Raw genomic sequence first — 17,098 nt, forward strand, 5'->3', positions numbered from 1 at the left:
GGAGGAACCACCATGGACGGAGGGCTGGTCGCCTTTGCGACGCCGGGCCGAGATCCCGGCCCGGTCGGCTGAACCGGCTTGGGATCAGTAGCCGTTGGTGCCGTAGGCGATGTTCTCGAAGGCGCCGTAGGTGGCGTTCGCGTAGCGGACCGCGGCGACGATGTTGTCGACCGGGTTCCAGATGTCGGTGTGGCCCGGCAGTGCGTAGGTGTCGAAGGTCGGCACGATGGTCTGCATCAGGCCCTCGGACGGGGTGCCCGCGAGGGCGTTGGAGTCCCAGTTGTTCACGGCGAGCGGGTTGCCGGAGGACTCGGTCATGGCGCGGGCCTCGATGGCGGCGGCCGGCGGGACGTGGTCGCCGTGGGCGGCCAGGATCGACTGGGCCTGCGCGACCCAGCCGCTCAGGTCGTTGCCGTACGTGGGGGTCGCGGCGTTCGCGGTGGCGACGGAGCCGAGGACGGCCCCACCGGCGATGGCGCCGGCGACGGCGAGACGGGTGGCCAGACGAGCCTTGCGGTTCATGTCACTCCAGGGACAGGGAACGGCAGCCACGGCGTGGGAGGCCGTGTTCTCGTGCCGTTCGATCGAGGCGCAGACAGGCGTGACCGTGCGTGCGGCTGCACAACCGCGAGGAGCGCGATCGGTCTGCGTGGCGGTGTCTTCCCGCCGTCGGGGCGTCCGGCCCCGGTCCGCGGCCGGGAGGCTGCGGGCGTCGTCCCTGGCGAGTGGTTCGCCGTGGTTCGACCTCAAACACGGAAACACGGCGCGGAACGGACGGGCAAGGAAATCGGACCCGAAAGTGGCCGAGAGCACAGTTTGAGGAACAAAACGGACTAAAGGTGCAGGTCAGGCGTGACCTGCGGCACAGGGCGCGCCGTCCGGCCAGGGACGGCGCGCCCCTTCCGGGCGGCTCAGGCGCTGGTCAGCACCACGAGCTGCCGGGTTGCGCGGGTCATCGCCACGTAGCGGTCCACCGCCCCCTCGACGCCCTCGCCGAACGCGTCCGGGTCGACGAGCACGACCAGGTCGAACTCCAGCCCCTTCGACAGTTCCGGGGTGAGCGACCGCACCCGGTCGGTCTCGCGGAACCCCGGATCGCCGATGACGCAGGCGACGCCCTCGCCGTGCGCCGCGAGCCACGCGTCGAGGATCGTGTCCCGCTCGGTGGCGGACCCGTGCACCACCGGGAGGCCACTGCTGCGGATCGAGACGGGCACGTTCGCGTCCGGCAGCGCCGCCCGGACCACCGGCTCCGCCTCGGCCATGACCTCCTCCGGAGTACGGTAGTTGACGCTCAGTGAGGCGATCTCGATCCGGTCCAGACCGATCCGCTCGAGCCGCTCCCGCCACGACTCGGTGAACCCGTGACGGGCCTGCGCGCGGTCGCCGACGACGGTGAGGCTGCGGGACGGGCAGCGCTGCAGCAGCATCTGCCACTCGGCGTCCGTCAGCTCCTGGGCCTCGTCGACGACGATGTGCGCGAACGGGCCCTCCAGCCGGTCCGGGCCGGCGGTCGGCAGGGCGTTCCCGTCGATCAGACTGTCCTGGAGGTCGCGGCCGTGCAGCATGGTCACCGCGCCCTCGCCGTCGTCGGCGGCGAGCACGTCCTTGATGACGTCGGACATCCGCGCGCGCTCGGCGCCGACGGCCGCGTCGTGACGGCGCTTGCGCCGCTCCGCCTCCGGGTCGCCGAGCCGTCGCCGGGCCGCGTCCAGCAACGGCAGGTCGGACACCGTCCAGGCCTGGGCGTCCTCGCGCTGGAGCAGCCGGACCTCGTCGCGGCCGAGCCAGGACGCGCAGTGTCGCAGATAGGCGGGCACCGTCCACAGGTCGCCGACCAGGTCGGTCGGCTCCAGCAGCGGCCAGGCGCGGTGGAGGGCGGTGACCAGCTCCTCGTCCAGCTGCAGCGAGCGGCGGAACATCTCGGGGGTGATCCCGCCGTCCTCGTCCAGGCCGAGCCGGTCCATCAGGATCGCGACCAGCTCCTCCCAGATCTGCTCGCGCGCCTCGTTGTGGGGCGTGCCGGGGCTCGGCGCGGCGAAGGCGTCGGCCCAGTCGTCGGCGGTCAGCCGGACGTCGGCCCAGTCGGTGGAGACGGTCATGCCCTTGGTCGGCGGCTCCTCGTAGATGCCGACGGCCCTGTCGACCGCCTGCACCATGCCGACGGAGGACTTGAGACGGGCCACCTCGGGGTCGGCCTCGGGCCGGGCGGCGGCGCCCTCGGCGACGAGGTCGCGCACGGTGCAGGTCTGCACGCCCTCCTCGCCCAGGCTGGGGAGCACGTCGGAGACGTAGTTCAGGTAGGGCTGGTGCGGACCGACGAACAGCACGCCGCCGCGACGGTGGCCGAGGCGCGGGTCGGAGTAGAGGAGGTAGGCGGAGCGGTGCAGGGCGACGACGGTCTTGCCGGTGCCCGGCCCGCCGTCGACGACGAGCGCGCCGCGGGAGCCCGCCCGGATGATCGCGTCCTGGTCGGCCTGGATGGTCGCGAGCACGTCGCGCATCTTCGGCGAGCGGTTGCCGCCCAGGCTGGCGATGAAGGCGGACTGGTCGTCGAGTGCGGCGCGTCCCTCCAGGCCCTCGGCGGTGAACACCTCGTCCCAGTAGTCGGTGATCCGGCCCCGGGCCCAGCGGTAGCGGCGGCGGCTGGTCAGCCCCATCGGGTTGGCGTGGGTCGCGGCGAAGAACGGCTCGGCGGCCGGGGAGCGCCAGTCGAGCAGCAGGCGGCGGCCGCCCGCGTCGGTGAGTCCGAGCCGCCCGATGTAGACGGGCTCGCCGTCCTCGGCGCTGACGACGTGTCCGAGGCAGAGGTCCAGGCCGAAGCGGCGCAGCGCGCGCAGGCGGCCGGTCAGCCGGTGGACCTCCGCGTCCCGGTCCATGGCCGCCCGGCCGGCGCCGCCGGGTGCCTTCAGCGCGGCGTCGAGACGGTCGGACACATCGGCAGTCGCCAGTTCGAGACTCTCCGCGATCGCGGTGAAGTGCTTTTCGTCGGCGCCGATCAGCGCCGGGTCGGCCTTGGGGGAGAGGCGGTCGGAGAGGGCGAAAGCGCTGGTGCTGAGGGGTTCCATGTCTCCCGTTTCGGCAGGTTTTCTGGCCTGGGCCGTCGATTGTGCGGCACCACCAGGGCCTTGCCGCAAGGCCCCCCATGCGCTATAGGTTGTAAGTGGCGGGGAGTGGGCGTCGACCTACTCCTCTTTTTTCATGCCTCCATCCGCCCCACCCGCTGGAGCAGTTGCTCGCGGGTGATCGGGGCGTGGGTCGTCGACGGCACGGTACAGGCGTGCGCCCCTGCGACGGCACCGTGGTGCGCGGCGCGCAGGGCCGGCTCGCCGGACAGCCACGCGTACAGGAACCCCGCGGCGAAGGCGTCGCCCGCGCCGTTGGAGTCGACGACCGGGGCGGGCGGGGCGACCGCCTCGACGTGGTGGAGGGAGCCGTCCGCCAACAGGTGGGCGCCGTCCGCGCCGGCGGTCGCGACGACGACGGACGCACGGCCCCGCTCCGCGATGCGGCGCAGCACGGCCTCCGGGTCCGGCAGCCGGGCCGAGGAGAGGAACACGACATCGCTCGTGTAGGCGAAGGGCTCGTGGTACGGGTTGACCCCGTCCCAGTCGTGGAGGTCGGTCGAGAGCGTGACCCCGCACTCCCGCAGCAGGGGCAGGGCGAACGCGCACGGATGGGTGAGGGAGACGTGTGCGTGACGGCTCGCGGTGGCGAGTTCGCGGACGACGGGCTCCGGCAGACGGTCCTCCGGCGCGGAGCGGGTGTCGTCGTACAGCGAGAGGCGGCGCCCCAGCGGGTCGACGAGGTTCACCGCCCGTTTGGTGCCCGCGGGTTGGGGGATCGCGGTGAGCGGCACCCCGAAGTCCGCGTGCAGGGCTCGGACCAGGGCGCCCTCGGGGTCGTCCCCCAGCAGGTCGAGGTGGTGCACGCGTAGTCCCAGGGCATGTAGCCCGAGGGCGAGGAAGTCGCCGGTCTGTCCGGCCCTGGTCCGTATGCCGGGGCGGATCATGTAGCTGTCGGCGAGCGGCAGGGGGAGCTCGGGGACGTGGACGACGGTGTCCACCCCGGCCCCGCCCAGCACCAGCACGTCGGTCTCGGGGCTCATCGCACCCTCCTCAACTGCGGTTTCGCGCCCGCGCGGCGCGAGTGAGGGAGAGTCAAACAGTCGCAGAAGCAGCCTGCAAGAAGATTCTCGATCTTGCGCAAGGCGTGTGAGCCCCCTCGTCCCGGAAGGGTCTCGCCCTGCAACCCCGTAGTACCAGGGAGCTACGCCGCAGGTGCGTCCCCGGGCGGGACGCCGACCACGGGCCCCGATTCCTAGCTTCGGTACCGAGACACACACCGACCCGGTATCGAGAAGGAGTTGGGTCATGGCATCCCGCCCGAACGTGGTGCGGCGGCTCCGTCGAGGGCTGCTCGCGGCCGCCGTCGCCGCCTGCGTCGCCGTGCCGCTGGCCGGCGCGGCCCGGCCGACGGCCGTGCCGGCCCCCGCGCCCGCCGCGCTGGGGCCGCTCACGGCAGGTGGCGGCCAAGCCGAGCTGACGCAGCGTTACACCGCCAACCGCGCCGACATCCTGGCCGCCCAGCGACTGGCCACCCGGTACGGAGACCCGCAGCGCGCCACCGAACTGGCCGAACTCGCTCGAACCGACCGGCAGTTCCTCTCGTTCGACGGACGCGACGGCGGCCGCACCGTCGAGGTCTTCGGGGACCTCGCCACCGCCCGCACCGTCGCCGTCTACGTCCCCGGCTCGGACACCAACCTCGGCACCTACGACCGCTTCGCCACCGGCGCGCAGGCGCTGGAGCAGCAGCTCGGCGGTGACGCGGCGCACGCGGCCGTGGTCGCCTGGCTCGGCTACGCCACGCCGGACACCGTCAGCCCCGTCGTCTTGACCGACGGCCGCGCCGACCGGGCGGCACCGCAACTGCAGGACTTCGTCCGGCGGTTGGCGGCCTTCGTGCCCGAGGCGCGGACCTCGGTCATCTGCCACTCCTACGGCTCCACCGTCTGCGCCCGCGCGGCGGCCGGCCTCGACGTCGCCGACATCGTCCTGTACGGCAGCCCTGGCGTGGGCAGCGACCTCCCGAACGTCTCCGGCCTGCACACCAAGGCCACCGTCTGGGCCGGACGCGCGAGCGGCGACTGGATCGCGGGCGTCCCGCACGTCCGCGTCCCGATCCTGTTCACCACGCTCGGCCTCGGCACCGACCCGGTCACGCCGGGCTTCGGCGCCCACCTCTTCGCCGCCGGCACCGGCGGCCACAGCGACTACCTGAAGCCCGGCTCGGTGCCGCTGCGCAGCATCGCCGCGATCGTCTCCGGCGCCGCGGACCGCGCGCCCTCGATCTGACACGCCGCTTCCAAGGAGAATCCCGTGCGTTCCACCACCCCCCTGCGCCGCCTCACGGCGCGCATCGACGCCGCGACACCACCGGAGCGCGACCGCGCCGTCGACGCCCTGCGCGCCTTCGCCATCCTCGGCGTGGTGCTCGGCCACTGGCTCGTCACCGCCATCGTCGTCGACAGTGGCAGCATCCACGTCGTCAGCCCGCTCCAGCACATGCCGGCGTTCACGCCGGTCTCCTGGGTCTTCCAGACCCTCGCCGTCTTCTTCCTCGTCGGCGGCCAGGTGGCCACCAAGAGCTACGCCTCCGCCAAGACCAACGGCACGAGCTACCCCGCGTGGCTGCGGGCCCGCCTGACGCGCCTGTTCCGGCCCGTCCTCGCGGTGCTCGCGGTGTGGACGGTCACCGCGTCCACGCTGCTGCTCGCCGGGGTCGACTTCGGGACGGTCGAGGCGCTGGTCAAGCTGGTCCTCTCACCGATGTGGTTCCTGCTGGTCTTCGCCGCGCTGACGGCCGCGACCCCGCTGGTCTCCCGGCTGCACCCGCTGTGGCCGCTGGCCGTCGTCCTGCACGTCGACCTGGTCCGCTTCGCCTTCGGCGGACCCTCCTGGCTGGGCTGGCTCAACCTGCCCGCGGGCTGGCTCGTCCCCTACTGCCTCGGCGCGATGTGGGCCCGCGAGGGCCTGCGCGGCAGGATGACCGGCTGGGTCCTGCTGGTCGGCGGCGTCGCCGCGACCGTCCTACTGGTCACCCAGGCCGGGTACCCCGCCTCCATGGTCGGCGTCCCCGGCGGCAGGATCTCCAACCTCAACCCGCCGACGCTCGCCGCGGTCACCTTCGGCCTCGCCCAGTGCGGCCTCGCACTTCTCCTGCTGGGCCCGCTGCGCCGGGTTCTCGCCCGGCCGGCGGCGTGGGCGGCGGTGGCGCTGGTCAACCTCTCCGCGATGACGATCTTCCTCTGGCACCAGACCTCGATGATCGCGGTCACCGCGCTGGGCCTGCTGGCCGGCCACCCGCTCCTGGGCCTCCACACCACGCCGGACACCGCGTCCTGGATGCTCGCCCGCCTCGCCTGGCTCCCGGTCTTCGCCACCGCGCTCACCTTCTGCTGGCTGGCTTTCCGCCACCACGAACAGGGTCGCCGCCGCTCCCACGGCCCCACGATCCGCGTCGCGGGCTCCCCGGGCGCGGAACGCCTCCAGCCGGTGCGGTAGTTGCACTCCCTCGGGGCGCGGGGCTCTGCCGATCTGCGGCTCCGCCGCACGGGCGCGGCAATCCCCCAGACTTCGGCCGGGAGGTACCCCATCTGACGAGCGGATGGTCCTCACCGCGCAGGGCCGCCCGCACACGGTGGTTGCTCGCGCAGTTCCCCGCGCCCCCAACACATAAGGTGGTCCCGATGAGCGACGACGGGGGTCCGAGCATGATGCGTCCAGGCGCAGCCCTGCGCGCTGCCGCGCGCAGTGTGCGGGAGGACCTGGTCGGCGGGGCCTTGCGTGAGCAGGCGCGGGCGAAGAGGGTGTCGCGGTGGCTGCTCGTGCCGCTGACGGTCGTGGCGGTCGGGTTGTTCTTCCTCAACGTCAACCAGTACGCCTTCTCCTACAGCCTCGGGGTGCCCCTCGGGATCGCCTTCGCGGGCACGCAGTCGACCGCACTGGTCGGCGTGCTGTGGCGGCCCCTGCGGGCCTGGTGGGCGTCGGTGCTGGCGATGCTGCTGGGGGCGTGGACCGCCACCGCCCTCAACCCGGGGCACGGGATCGTGTTCCCGTTCACCGACCCGTCGCGGTTCGTGCAGGCGGGGTGGACGCCGGCGACGATCTCGATGCACGCGGCCGTGCTGTTCCTGCTGGCGTTGCAGGTGCGGGCCAGGGTCGCGATCGAGGCGTTCGGGCTGAGCGTCTTCGCGGGGTTCCTCGCGACGCTGTACAAGCCGCAGGGGCAGGCGTCCGCGATCGGTTTCGCGGTGATCCTGTTCGCCACCGTCACCCTGCTCGGCGTCTCGGTTCGGGCCGGGCGCGAGGCGCGGTCGAAGCTGGTCGAGCAGGAGGAGCTGACGGCGGAGGAGCGGGCCCGTCGCACCCTGCTGGAGGAGCGCAACCGGATCGCCAGGGAGCTGCACGACGTGGTCGCGCACCACATGTCGGTGATCTCCATCCAGGCGCAGGTCGCGCCGCACCTCGTGGAGAACCCGCCGGAGGAGCTGGTCGAGAACCTCGCCGGGATCCGCGCCAATGCGGTCGAGGCGCTCACCGAGCTGCGCCGCGTGCTGGGCGTGCTGCGCTCGGAGGAGCCCGCCGCGGACGGGACCTCGGACGCGCCGCAGCCGACGCTGGACCGCCTGGGCGAGCTGCTGGAGAACGTGCGGGCCGCAGGCCTGGCGGTGGAGCTGGTCGCGGCGGGGGAGCGGCGGCCGCTGCCGCCGGGCGTGGAGCTCTCCGGCTACCGGATCGTCCAGGAGGCGCTGAGCAACGCCATGCGGCACGCGCCCGGCGCGGCCGTGCACGTGCAGCTGGACTACCGGCCCGCCGGGCTCGGCGTCCGCGTCACCAACTCCGCGCCCGGGCGCCCGCCCGCGCCCTCGCCCGGCGCCGGGCACGGGCTGCTCGGCATGCGGGAGCGCACCACGATGCTCGGCGGCGAACTGGCCACCGGCCCGACCCCGGACGGCGGCTTCGAGGTGCTCGCCGTCCTGCCCACCGACGTGCCCGCCGTGGAGGACCGCGCATGACCATCAAGGTGATGATCGCCGACGACCAGATGATGGTCCGTCAGGGCTTCACGGTGCTGCTCAACCTGGAGCCGGACATCGAGGTCGTCGGCCAGGCGGTCGACGGGCTCGACGCGTTGGAGAAGGTCGCCGAACTGGGGCCGGACGTGGTGCTGATGGACGTCCGGATGCCGCGCCTGGGCGGCATCGAGGCGACCCGCCGCATCACCGGCCCGACGGACAGCGCCGTCAAGGTGCTGGTGCTGACAACCTTCGACCTGGACGAGTACGTCTACGAGGCGCTGCGCGCGGGCGCCAGCGGCTTCCTGCTCAAGGACGCCTCGGCGGCCGAGCTCGCGCAGGCGGTCCGGGTGGTGGCGGCGGGCGAGGCGCTGCTCGCGCCGACGGTGACCAAGCGGCTGATCGCCGAGTTCACCCGCCTTCCGGGCGCGGCGCGTATGCCGCTGAAGGACCGGGTGGGGGACCTGACGGAGCGGGAGACGGAGGTCCTCTCGCTGATCGCGCACGGCCTGTCCAACGCGGAGATCGCCGCCAAGCTCGTCGTCGCGGAGCAGACGGTGAAGACCCACGTCAGCCGCATCCTGGTCAAGCTGGGCCTGCGCGACCGCACCCAGGCTGCCGTCTTCGCCTACGAGACGGGCCTGGTGCGGCCGGCCGGCTACTGATCCGCCTCCTGGGCCGAGTGGTTCAGGCTCGCTTCAACGTGCCTGGTCCTGCCGTCAGTTCGATCCGCAGGCCGTCGACCTCGACCTGGACCGAGGTGGCGTGCAGGCCCAACGGGTAGGCGTGCCCCGCTCCCTGGTCCATGCCCTTGGTCAGGGCCGCGAGGCGTTCGGGCGCCAGGGCCTGGCCGAGGACCTGAGCCGAGACCGCCGTCACCACGACCTGCCCGTCCGTCACGGTCGGGCGGAGCGTCAGCTGGGCGGCGCCGCCGAATCCCAGAGCGACCGTGACCGTTCCGGCCTGCGGGTCGGCGGTGGCGCCGTCGACCGTGACCGACGGCGCGGCGGCCTGCACGGCGTCCGCGACGGCCCCGAGCGGGACGGTCACCTCGGCCGTCGCCCCGTCGACGGTCGTCGCCCGGCCGCCGAACCGGACGTCGTCCAGGCGGATCCGGACGTCCACCGGGCCGAGGCGTCCCAACGTCGCGTCGTCGCTGGACAGGTCGAGCCGCGGGATCTGCTGCCGGGCCAGGTCCCACAGGGCCGAGCCCTCGGCGCTGACCGTCAGGTCGGCGCCCAGACCGGGGGCGGCCGCGGCGATCCGGTCCCGGATCAGGCGGTCCGCCGCCCACTCGCCCGTTCCGGCGGTGGTGAGCGCGGTCACGGCGAGGACGGCCACGACGGCGGTGACCCTTCGGCGGCGGCGCAGGACACGGGAGGGCCGGAGCATCACTGACCGTCCCCCTCCGGGTCGAGGTGCGGCAGCAGCCGGTCGAGCCAGCCGGGCAGCCACCAGTTGGCGCGCCCGAACAGGTACATCGTCGCCGGGACGAGCACCAGCCGGACCACGGTGGCGTCGATGACCACGCTGACGCCGAGACCCAGGGCCAGCATCTTGACCACGACGTTGACCGAGAGCAGGAAGGCGAGGAAAACACTGGTCATGATGAGCGCCGCGCAGGTGATCACGCGCGCCGTCGCGGCCAGGCCGGTGGCGACGGCCCGGCGGTTGTCGGCGTGCAGCAGCCAGGTCTCGCGGATCCGCGAGAGGAGGAAGACCTCGTAGTCCATGGAGAGCCCGAAGACGATGGCGAACATCATCATCGGCACGTAGGACTCGACCGGGACCTTCTCCGTCACCCCGAACAGCGAACCGCCCCAACCCCACTGGAACACCGCGACCACCACGCCCCAGGCTGCGCCGATGGAGAGCAGGTTCAGCAGCGCCGCCTTGACGGCGACGAGCAGGCTGCGGAAGACGCAGAGCAGCAGCAGGAACGCCGCCGCGACGACCACGCCGACGATCAGCGGCAGCTTGGCGACCAGTTGGTCGGTGAAGGTGAGCCCGGACGCCGTCACGCCGGTCACGTAGCCGGTCGCGCCGCTGCCGTCCAACGCGTGCGGGAGGGCGGTGTTCTGGATTGTGTGGAACAGGTCGGTGGTGGCGCGGTCCTGAGGGCCGGTCGTCGGAGTGACGGTGCTGATCAGCAGGACGTGGTCGCTGCTCGCCACCGCAGGCGTCACCGAGGCGACGCCGGGCACGGCGGCCAGGTCGGCGTGGAGCGTCGTGGCGAGCTGCTGCCGCGCGGTCCCGTCGGCGACCTGGTCGCCGTCGAGCTGCACCACGACGGTCAGCGGGCCGTTGGCCCCGACGCCGAAGCCCTGCGCGATCAGGTCGTAGGCGCGCCGGTCGGTCCGCGAGGTGGGCTGTGCGCCCGCGTCGACATGGCCGAGGTGCATCGAGGCGACGGGTGCGGCGAGCACGGCGAGCAGCGCCACGCCGCCGGCCAGGAACAGCGACGGCCGCCGCCCCACCCGGGCGGCCCACCGGTGCCAGACGTCGCCGTCACCGGTGGGCTCGGCGACGGGCTCGCGGACGTGGAGCTTGTCGATCCGGCGGCCGAGCAGGCCCAGCAGCGCCGGCGTGAAGGTCAGCGACGCGCCGGCGGCGACGACCACGGTGATCCCGGCGGCGGCGCCGAGCGCGCCGATGAAGCCGATCCCGGACGCGTACAGGCCGCCCAGCGCCATCGCCACCGTCGCGGCCGCGACGAGCACCGCGCGGCCGCTGGTGGCGACGGTCCGCCCCGCCGCCTCGGACGGGTCGAGGTCGTCCTCGGCGCGCAGCAGCGCACGGAACCGGGTGGTCAGGAAGAGCGCGTAGTCGACGCCGACGCCGAGCCCCATCATCGCGGCGAGCGTCGGGGCCGCCTGGGCGAAGCTCGTGTGCGCGGCGATCAGGCCGAGCCCGCTCAGGCCGACGCCAAGACCGAGGACCGCGGTGAGCAGCGGCAGTCCGGTCGCGGCGACGCTGCCGAAGCCGATCAGCAGTACCAGCAGCGCCACGCCGATGCCTATCGCCTCCGAGACGGCGTCGGCCGACTTGGGCTCGGCCAGCTGTCCGAGCGGATCGCCGTACTCGACGGTGACGCCGTCGGCGCGCAGCGGCCGCACCGCCGCGTCGACCCCGTTCAGGTAGGAGCGGTCGAAGCCGGCCGGGTTGCCGGAGAAGCGCACCGTGACGGTGGCGATCGCGCCGTCGTGGGCGACGCCGCCGGGGCTGCTCAGCGGGTCGGTGACCGAGAGCACCTTCGGCAGGTGGCGCAGCTCGCCGACGGCGGTCTCGATCGCGGCCTGGTGGCTCGCCAGCATGCCGTGCCCGGCGTCGAGCACCAGGGGTGCGGAGACGCCGGAGGAGGTGTCGTCGCCGTGGGCCTTGAGCAGGTCGGTGCCGGTCTGCGCGGCCGTGCCGGGCAGCGAGAAGCTGTCCGCGTAGGTGCCGCCCCAGCGGTGGTTCGCGAGGCCGAGTCCGACCAGGAGGACCAGCCACGCGGCGATGACGCGCCAGGCGTGGCGGGCGCACCAGCGCCCGGTCCGGTGCAGCAGTCCGGGCTCAGCGCCCGCTTCGGTGATCATGGGCCCCACTGTGGCGTGGCGCGGTGAGCGCTGTGTTGGCGGAATGTTCGGGGAGTGTACGGGCGGGTGCGCGGACCGGGCGTGGTCGGGTCGCCCGGTTAGCATCGGGCCTGTCCGCGATCCCGAGAGGCCCCTGCGCATGAACCTCCCGCCCCCTGCTTCCGGCCCTGACGGCGCCTCCGGCGCTGCGCCGTCCGACGGCGCCCGGTCCAACGGCCTGGTGCTGGTCGTGGAGGACGAGAAGCACATCGCCGACATCCAGCGGCTCTACCTCGCGCGCGAGGGCTTCGGCGTGCACGTCGAGGCGGACGGCGCGGCCGGGCTGGCCGCCGCGCGCCGGATGCATCCGGTCGCCATCGTGCTCGACATCGGCCTCCCCGGCGTGGACGGCATCACCTTCTGCCGCACGCTGCGCGACGCCGGCGACTGGACGCCGATCCTGCTGGTCACCGCCCGCGGCGAGGAGGCCGACCGGATCCTCGGCCTCGAACTCGGCGCCGACGACTACCTGGTCAAGCCCTTCTCCCCGCGCGAGCTGGTCGCCCGGGTCAAGACCGTGCTCCGGCGCGGGCCGGGCCGCGGCGTCGAGACGGTGGTCCGTCTCGGGCGGCTCAGCCTCGACCTCGCGGCGCACCGCGCGCACCGCGACGACGAGCCGGTGGAGCTGACGGCCACGGAGTTCGGCCTGCTGGCCCACCTGGTCCGGCACCCCGGCCGGGTCTTCACCCGCGACCAGCTGCTGGCCCAGGTCTGGGGCTACCCCGGCTACCGGGACACCCGCATGGTCGACGTCTTCGTCTCCCAGCTGCGCGCCAAGCTCGGCGACGCCAGCCCGCTGCGAACCGTGCGCGGCGTGGGCTACAGCGCCGCCGACCCCGGCACGGGAGGCGCGAACGGCGCTAACGCCTCGACGGGCTCCGGCCGGTGAGCGCGGTGCGCGCGCCCGGCGCCCGCCGGACGCTGGCGGGCAACCTCGTGCTGCTCACCACGGTCGTCGCGGCCGTGGCGGCGCTGCTGACCGGGCTCGTCGCCTGGCAGTCCGCCGCGCACGCCGCCGAGCAGCGCGAACGGGACACGCTGACCCGGCAGGCCACGCTGCTGAGCCGGTTGCCCGTGATCTCCCCGGTGGTCTTCACCGGCGCCGAGCGGCTGGCGGGGCCGAACGGCGAGCAGCTCGCCGTCGTCACGCCGGGCGGCGGCGTCACGGGCGGCGCGGCGCCGGCCGTCGACCTCGCCTCCAAATCGGCGCTGCTGGCCGGGCGGACCGTCTCGACCCGCGGCATCCTGGCCGGCCAGGACGTGCTGCTGGTGGGCGACCCGACCGCCCGCGGCGGCGCGGTGGTGCTGACCGAGCCGTACGCGACCGTCGACCGGGAGGCCGGTCAGGTCCGCCGGGACATCCTGCTGCCGCTGCTGGTCGGCCTGTTGGGCGCGGCGCTCGCGGGCGGACTGCTGGCCCGGCGGATCGCCCGGCCGCTCACCGCGTCGGCGGCGGTCGCCCACCGCCTGGCCGAGGGCGAGCGCGGCCTCGTCGCACCCCTGACCGGACCGCGCGAGGCGGCGGAGATCGGCCGCGCCCTCACCGGCCTCGACCAGGCCCTGGCCCGCAGTGAGAACCGCCAGCGGGAGTTCCTCCTCTCCGTCTCCCACGAGCTGCGCACACCGCTGACCGCGGTTCAGGGTTACGCCGAGGCGCTGGCCGACGGCCTGATCGAACCCGAGCAGGTGCCGGACGTCGGCCGGACCCTCGCCGAGGAGACCAGCCGTCTGGACCGGTTCCTCGCCGACCTGCTCGACCTGGCGCGCCTGGAGGCGGACGACTTCCGCCTCGAACTCGCCGAGACCGAGCTCGGCGCGCTGCTCGCCGAGGCGGCGGCGTTCTGGTCCGGTCCGTGCGAACGCCAGGGCGTGGACCTGCGGTTGGAACAGCCGGACGCTCCGCTGGTGGTGCTGACGGACCCGTTCCGGGTCCGTCAGCTCCTCGACGGCCTGGTCCAGAACGCCCTGCGGGTCACCCCCGCCGGCGCGCCCATGGTGCTGGCGGCCCGCGCCGGGGACGGCGGCGCGGTGCAGATCGAGGTCCGCGACGGCGGCCCGGGGCTCAGCGAGGACGACGTCGCCGTCGCCTTCGACCCGGGCGCCCTGCGCGACCGCTACCGCACCACCCGCCCGGTCGGCACCGGCCTCGGCCTCGCCATCGCCCACCGCCTCACCACCCGTCTCGCCGGCACGATCACCGCAACCGGCCACGGCCCGGAATCCGGAGCGTGCTTCACCGTGACACTGCGTCGGTAGGCCGGGCCCGAAGGGGCCGTCGCAGCGCCGGGGCGCTGGGCTCTGCCGATGTGCGGCTCCGCCGCGGGGCGCGAGCAACCACCGACGTGGGGACACCCACGGCCGAAGGCCGTGCGAGGCCGACCGTGCGCTTGCCGAGCTCTACCCGCGTGGGGTGGGGGTATCTCCGGGCCCAGGCTGGATTGGGGTACCTCCCGGCCGTAGGCGGCTGGGCGGGGAAACCTCCCGGCCGTAGGTGGCTGGGGTGGGGGTACCTCCGGGCCCAGGCTGGGTTGGGGATACCTCCCGGCCGAAGCGGGGGTACCCACGCCGGAGGCGGGGGGATGGTCGCGCCCGCGCGGAGCGGCTACTCGCCGCGGACGAGGCCGAAGCGGCCGTCGAAGCGGCGGTAGAGGAGGCGGCCGCGGCCGGAGTCCGGGTCGGCGTAGAACAGCGCGGAGAGCTCGGACTGCTCGCAGCGCTCGACCGCCTCGTGGTCCGTCAGGCGCGGCGCGGGGCGGGGGCAGAGGGTCAGCAGGGACGGGTTGTAGCGCGGAGCGCTCTCCGGCGCGGTGGAGGCGAGGCGGTAGCCGGTGGGGCCCGCGCGGTAGACGACGGAGTCCTGCTCGGTGGACGGGTCGGTGAACAGGTGGGCCTGGTAGTCCATCGCGTCCAGCGTCCGGACCGCGACCTCGGGGGCGCACCATACGAGCAGCGGCTCCTTGATGCGGGCGATGGCCGGCATCATCGCGCGGCCCGCGCGCTCCGCCCAGCCCGCGGCGGCCGGTCGGGGGTCCTCCCTGGTCGCGGCCGGGAGCTCCTCGGGGGCGTCGGCGCGCTCGGTCCACGGGCGGGGGCGCCATTCGAGGGAGACCTCGGCGATCCGCTGCCGCAGGCCCTCGACCAGGCGGTCGCCGGCCAGGCGGGCGTCCGCGGCCAGGCGCTGAACGCGCACGCGGCGTCCGTCGACCTCCGCGTCCACCTGACACAGCGTCTGTTCCGTCTCCTCGTCGTGGGTGCGGCTCAGCCGCACCCGCAGCGCCTCGACCAGCGAGTCCGTCCCGCTGACCAGATCGCCGACCCGCCGCCTCACCTCGTGGGCGAGATCCAGCGCCACCCCGTCGGCACGCATCAAGATCGCGTCGTTCACGAGCCCAAGCCCTCCGCAGTTCGCCTCTCCAGCCACCGGGGACCGTCCCCGTGCAGCCGATATTCCACATCCGTCAGGAAGAGTGTCCAGTGCCGAAAGGTACGAATCGACGCCGGGGTGCCCACTGGCGAGAGTGTTGCGCAGTTCTGATCAATTGCGGAATCAGCGTGCAGAAGTGCGCACAGATGTCTATCCATTCGCGCAGTCCTTCCCTAGCATCTGAGCCGACGTCGCACCCCTGCGAGTGCGCCTCCCCTCATGCGCGCCCCCACGCGCGTGACGCGGCGTCATCCACTTCTCCCGAAGGGACAACCGTGCCCCGCTCCGGAACGAAGACCATGCGCGGCCTCGTCGCCACGCTGGCCGCCGTCGGCGCCGCGTTAACGCTGAGTCTGGCCGCAGCCCCGCAGGCGACCGCCTCGCCGACCGCGACCTCCGGCACCCCGCTCGCGCCGACACCGCCCATGGGCTGGAACGACTGGGCCCACTTCCAGTGCGGCTACACCGAGTCGACGATCCTGGCCAACGCCCGCGCGCTGGTTTCCACCGGGCTCGCCGCCAAGGGCTACGACACCGTCACCACCGACGACTGCTGGATGCAGGCCGGCCGCGACGCAGGCGGAAACCTGCAGGCCGACCCGAGCCGCTTCCCCGACGGCATGGCCTACGTCGGACAGCAGCTGCACGCCCTGGGCCTCAAGTTCGGCATCTACGAGGACGCCGGCACGTCCACCTGCGGTGGTTACGCAGGAAGTTGGGGCCACTGGCAGCAGGACGCGAACCTCTTCGCCTCCTGGGGAGTGGACTACCTCAAGCTCGACGGCTGCAACGTGCCCTCCGTGGCCGGGCAGAGCTCCGAGCAGGCCTACCAGAGCGCCTACCAGCAGATGAGCCAGGCGCTGAAGGCGACCGGGCGTCCGATCGTCTTCTCCGAGTCGGCCCCCGCCTACTTCCAGGGCACCACCGACTGGAACACCGTGCTGGGCTGGGTCGGCCAGTACGGCCAACTCTGGCGCGAGGGCTACGACATCGCGACGTACGACGCGAGCAAGCCGAACACCAGCCGGTGGAGCAGTGTGCTGGGCAACTACGGCTACAACAATCCGATCCACCGCTACGAGAGTCCCGGCAACTGGAACGACCCGGACTTCGTCATCGCCGGCGACGGGGGCATGACCGCCGCCGAGTCGCGCAGCCAGCTCTCGCTCTGGGCGGAGATGGGTGCGCCGATGATCCTCAGCGACGACGTGACGCAGCTCAGCGCGGCCTCCGTCGCCGACCTCGGCAACAGCGGCGTCATCGCCGTCGACCAGGACTCCCTCGGCCACCCCGGCTACGTCGTCTCCCAGAACGGGACGCTCGACGTGCTGACCCGCCCGCTGGCGAACGGCGACCGCGCCGTCGCGATCCTCAACCGCTCCGCCGCAACGGTCACCGCGAACACCACCACCGCGGCGGCCGGGTTCACCGGGGGCAGTGGCTGCACGTTCGCGGTCAAGGACCTGTGGTCCGGCACGACCTCGACCACGAGCGGCGCGATCAGCGCCTCCGTGCCGGCGCACGGGACCGCGATGCTGCGGATCACCCCGGGCGCGGGCTGCGGCGGGACCGTCCAGAGCGGCCAGGTGACCGGCATCGCCGGCCAGTGCCTGGACGACTCCGGTTCCGGCACCGCCGACGGGAACCCGGTCATCGTCTACGGCTGCACCGGCAACCCCAACCAGCAGTGGACGCTCCCCGGGGACGGCACCGTGCGCACCCTGGGCAAGTGCCTGGACGTGCCGGGAGCGGCGACCACCGCCGGAACCTACGTCGACCTGCGCGGCTGCAACGGCTCCGCGGGGCAGCAGTGGAGCTACGACCAGGCGGGCAACCTGGTGAACCCGAACTCCGGCGACTGCCTGGACGTCTACGGGGGCGGCTCCGCCAACGGCACCAGGCTCGACGTCTGGCCCTGCGGGCAGAACCAGTTCAACCAGACCTGGTCGCTGCCGCAGTAGCCCGCGCGTCGGTCCG

Annotated in this window: 13 protein-coding genes; 7 read left to right on the forward strand and 6 right to left on the reverse strand. The window is 73.5% G+C overall.

What is annotated here, in order from left to right:
- Window positions 1-84: 84 nt before the first annotated feature.
- From TR49_RS20215 to TR49_RS20225, 3 genes are all read right to left on the reverse strand, one after another.
- Window positions 85-522, reverse strand: a complete 438-nt coding sequence (locus tag TR49_RS20215) for a lytic transglycosylase domain-containing protein (protein WP_042364758.1) — start codon at window positions 520-522, stop codon at window positions 85-87.
- 389 nt (window positions 523-911) lie between these two features.
- Window positions 912-3,068 carry an RNA polymerase recycling motor ATPase HelR gene (gene helR, locus TR49_RS20220; protein ID WP_042383498.1) on the reverse strand — a complete coding sequence of 719 codons (2,157 nt, stop codon included), beginning with the start codon at window positions 3,066-3,068 and terminating at the stop codon, window positions 912-914.
- 131 nt (window positions 3,069-3,199) lie between these two features.
- Window positions 3,200-4,108, reverse strand: coding sequence for a PfkB family carbohydrate kinase (locus TR49_RS20225; protein WP_042383499.1), 909 nt, complete (start codon window positions 4,106-4,108; stop codon window positions 3,200-3,202).
- A gap of 265 nt (window positions 4,109-4,373) precedes the next feature.
- On the opposite strand from TR49_RS20225, the gene TR49_RS20230 reads away from it, so the two are divergent.
- The 4 genes from TR49_RS20230 (at window position 4,374) to TR49_RS20245 (ending at window position 8,745) form a co-directional block, all read left to right on the forward strand.
- Window positions 4,374-5,357 carry an alpha/beta hydrolase gene (locus TR49_RS20230; RefSeq protein ID WP_042383500.1) on the forward strand — a complete coding sequence of 328 codons (984 nt, stop codon included), beginning with the start codon at window positions 4,374-4,376 and terminating at the stop codon, window positions 5,355-5,357.
- Window positions 5,358-5,381: 24 nt separating this feature from the next.
- Window positions 5,382-6,566, forward strand: a complete 1,185-nt coding sequence (locus tag TR49_RS20235; RefSeq protein WP_042383502.1) for an acyltransferase family protein — start codon at window positions 5,382-5,384, stop codon at window positions 6,564-6,566.
- A 185-nt stretch (window positions 6,567-6,751) separates the two neighbouring features.
- A complete protein-coding gene (locus TR49_RS20240) occupies window positions 6,752-8,080 on the forward strand; it encodes a sensor histidine kinase (protein ID WP_152627369.1) in 1,329 nt (442 codons plus the stop codon).
- Window positions 8,077-8,745 carry a response regulator gene (locus TR49_RS20245; RefSeq protein WP_042383504.1) on the forward strand — a complete coding sequence of 223 codons (669 nt, stop codon included), beginning with the start codon at window positions 8,077-8,079 and terminating at the stop codon, window positions 8,743-8,745. The genes TR49_RS20240 and TR49_RS20245 overlap by 4 nt, the downstream gene beginning before the upstream one ends.
- 22 nt (window positions 8,746-8,767) lie before the next feature.
- Here the strand turns inward: TR49_RS20245 and TR49_RS20250 are convergent, their stop codons facing one another.
- Together TR49_RS20250 and TR49_RS20255 are read right to left on the reverse strand one after the other, a co-directional pair.
- Window positions 8,768-9,472 (reverse strand): LmeA family phospholipid-binding protein, encoded by a 705-nt coding sequence (locus TR49_RS20250; protein ID WP_152627370.1) that lies wholly within the window; start codon window positions 9,470-9,472, stop codon window positions 8,768-8,770.
- Window positions 9,472-11,658, reverse strand: coding sequence for an MMPL family transporter (locus tag TR49_RS20255; RefSeq protein ID WP_042383507.1), 2,187 nt, complete (start codon window positions 11,656-11,658; stop codon window positions 9,472-9,474). The genes TR49_RS20250 and TR49_RS20255 overlap by 1 nt, the downstream gene beginning before the upstream one ends.
- Window positions 11,659-11,797: 139 nt before the next feature.
- Here TR49_RS20255 and TR49_RS20260 point away from each other — a divergent pair, with 139 nt between their 5' ends.
- Both TR49_RS20260 and TR49_RS20265 read left to right on the forward strand, forming a co-directional pair.
- Window positions 11,798-12,586, forward strand: a complete 789-nt coding sequence (locus TR49_RS20260; RefSeq protein ID WP_042383509.1) for a response regulator transcription factor — start codon at window positions 11,798-11,800, stop codon at window positions 12,584-12,586.
- Window positions 12,583-13,953, forward strand: a complete 1,371-nt coding sequence (locus tag TR49_RS20265; protein ID WP_042383511.1) for a sensor histidine kinase — start codon at window positions 12,583-12,585, stop codon at window positions 13,951-13,953. Before TR49_RS20260 ends, TR49_RS20265 begins: the two co-directional genes overlap by 4 nt.
- A gap of 346 nt (window positions 13,954-14,299) precedes the next feature.
- Here the strand turns inward: TR49_RS20265 and TR49_RS20270 are convergent, their stop codons facing one another.
- Entirely contained in the window at window positions 14,300-15,082 is a 783-nt protein-coding gene (locus TR49_RS20270) for a sigma 54 modulation/S30EA ribosomal C-terminal domain-containing protein (RefSeq protein ID WP_042383512.1), read from the reverse strand.
- A 314-nt stretch (window positions 15,083-15,396) separates the two neighbouring features.
- Here TR49_RS20270 and TR49_RS20275 point away from each other — a divergent pair, with 314 nt between their 5' ends.
- Window positions 15,397-17,082 carry a glycoside hydrolase family 27 protein gene (locus TR49_RS20275; RefSeq protein WP_236653455.1) on the forward strand — a complete coding sequence of 562 codons (1,686 nt, stop codon included), beginning with the start codon at window positions 15,397-15,399 and terminating at the stop codon, window positions 17,080-17,082.
- Window positions 17,083-17,098 lie beyond the last annotated feature (16 nt).

The organism is Streptacidiphilus melanogenes, assembly GCF_000787835.1.
GTDB classification, from domain to species: Bacteria; Actinomycetota; Actinomycetes; order Streptomycetales; family Streptomycetaceae; genus Streptacidiphilus; species Streptacidiphilus melanogenes.

What these genes read in the sequence shown, in the direction of transcription:
- TR49_RS20215 (WP_042364758.1), bottom strand. Translation starts at nt 522, where the DNA reads ATGAACCGCAAGGCTCGTCTGGCCACCCGTCTCGCCGTCGCCGGCGCC.
- helR (WP_042383498.1), bottom strand. Translation starts at nt 3,068, where the DNA reads ATGGAACCCCTCAGCACCAGCGCTTTCGCCCTCTCCGACCGCCTCTCC.
- TR49_RS20225 (WP_042383499.1), bottom strand. Translation starts at nt 4,108, where the DNA reads ATGAGCCCCGAGACCGACGTGCTGGTGCTGGGCGGGGCCGGGGTGGAC.
- TR49_RS20230 (WP_042383500.1), top strand. Translation starts at nt 4,374, where the DNA reads ATGGCATCCCGCCCGAACGTGGTGCGGCGGCTCCGTCGAGGGCTGCTC.
- TR49_RS20240 (WP_152627369.1), top strand. Translation starts at nt 6,752, where the DNA reads ATGAGCGACGACGGGGGTCCGAGCATGATGCGTCCAGGCGCAGCCCTG.
- TR49_RS20245 (WP_042383504.1), top strand. Translation starts at nt 8,077, where the DNA reads ATGACCATCAAGGTGATGATCGCCGACGACCAGATGATGGTCCGTCAG.
- TR49_RS20250 (WP_152627370.1), bottom strand. Translation starts at nt 9,472, where the DNA reads ATGCTCCGGCCCTCCCGTGTCCTGCGCCGCCGCCGAAGGGTCACCGCC.
- TR49_RS20255 (WP_042383507.1), bottom strand. Translation starts at nt 11,658, where the DNA reads ATGATCACCGAAGCGGGCGCTGAGCCCGGACTGCTGCACCGGACCGGG.
- TR49_RS20260 (WP_042383509.1), top strand. Translation starts at nt 11,798, where the DNA reads ATGAACCTCCCGCCCCCTGCTTCCGGCCCTGACGGCGCCTCCGGCGCT.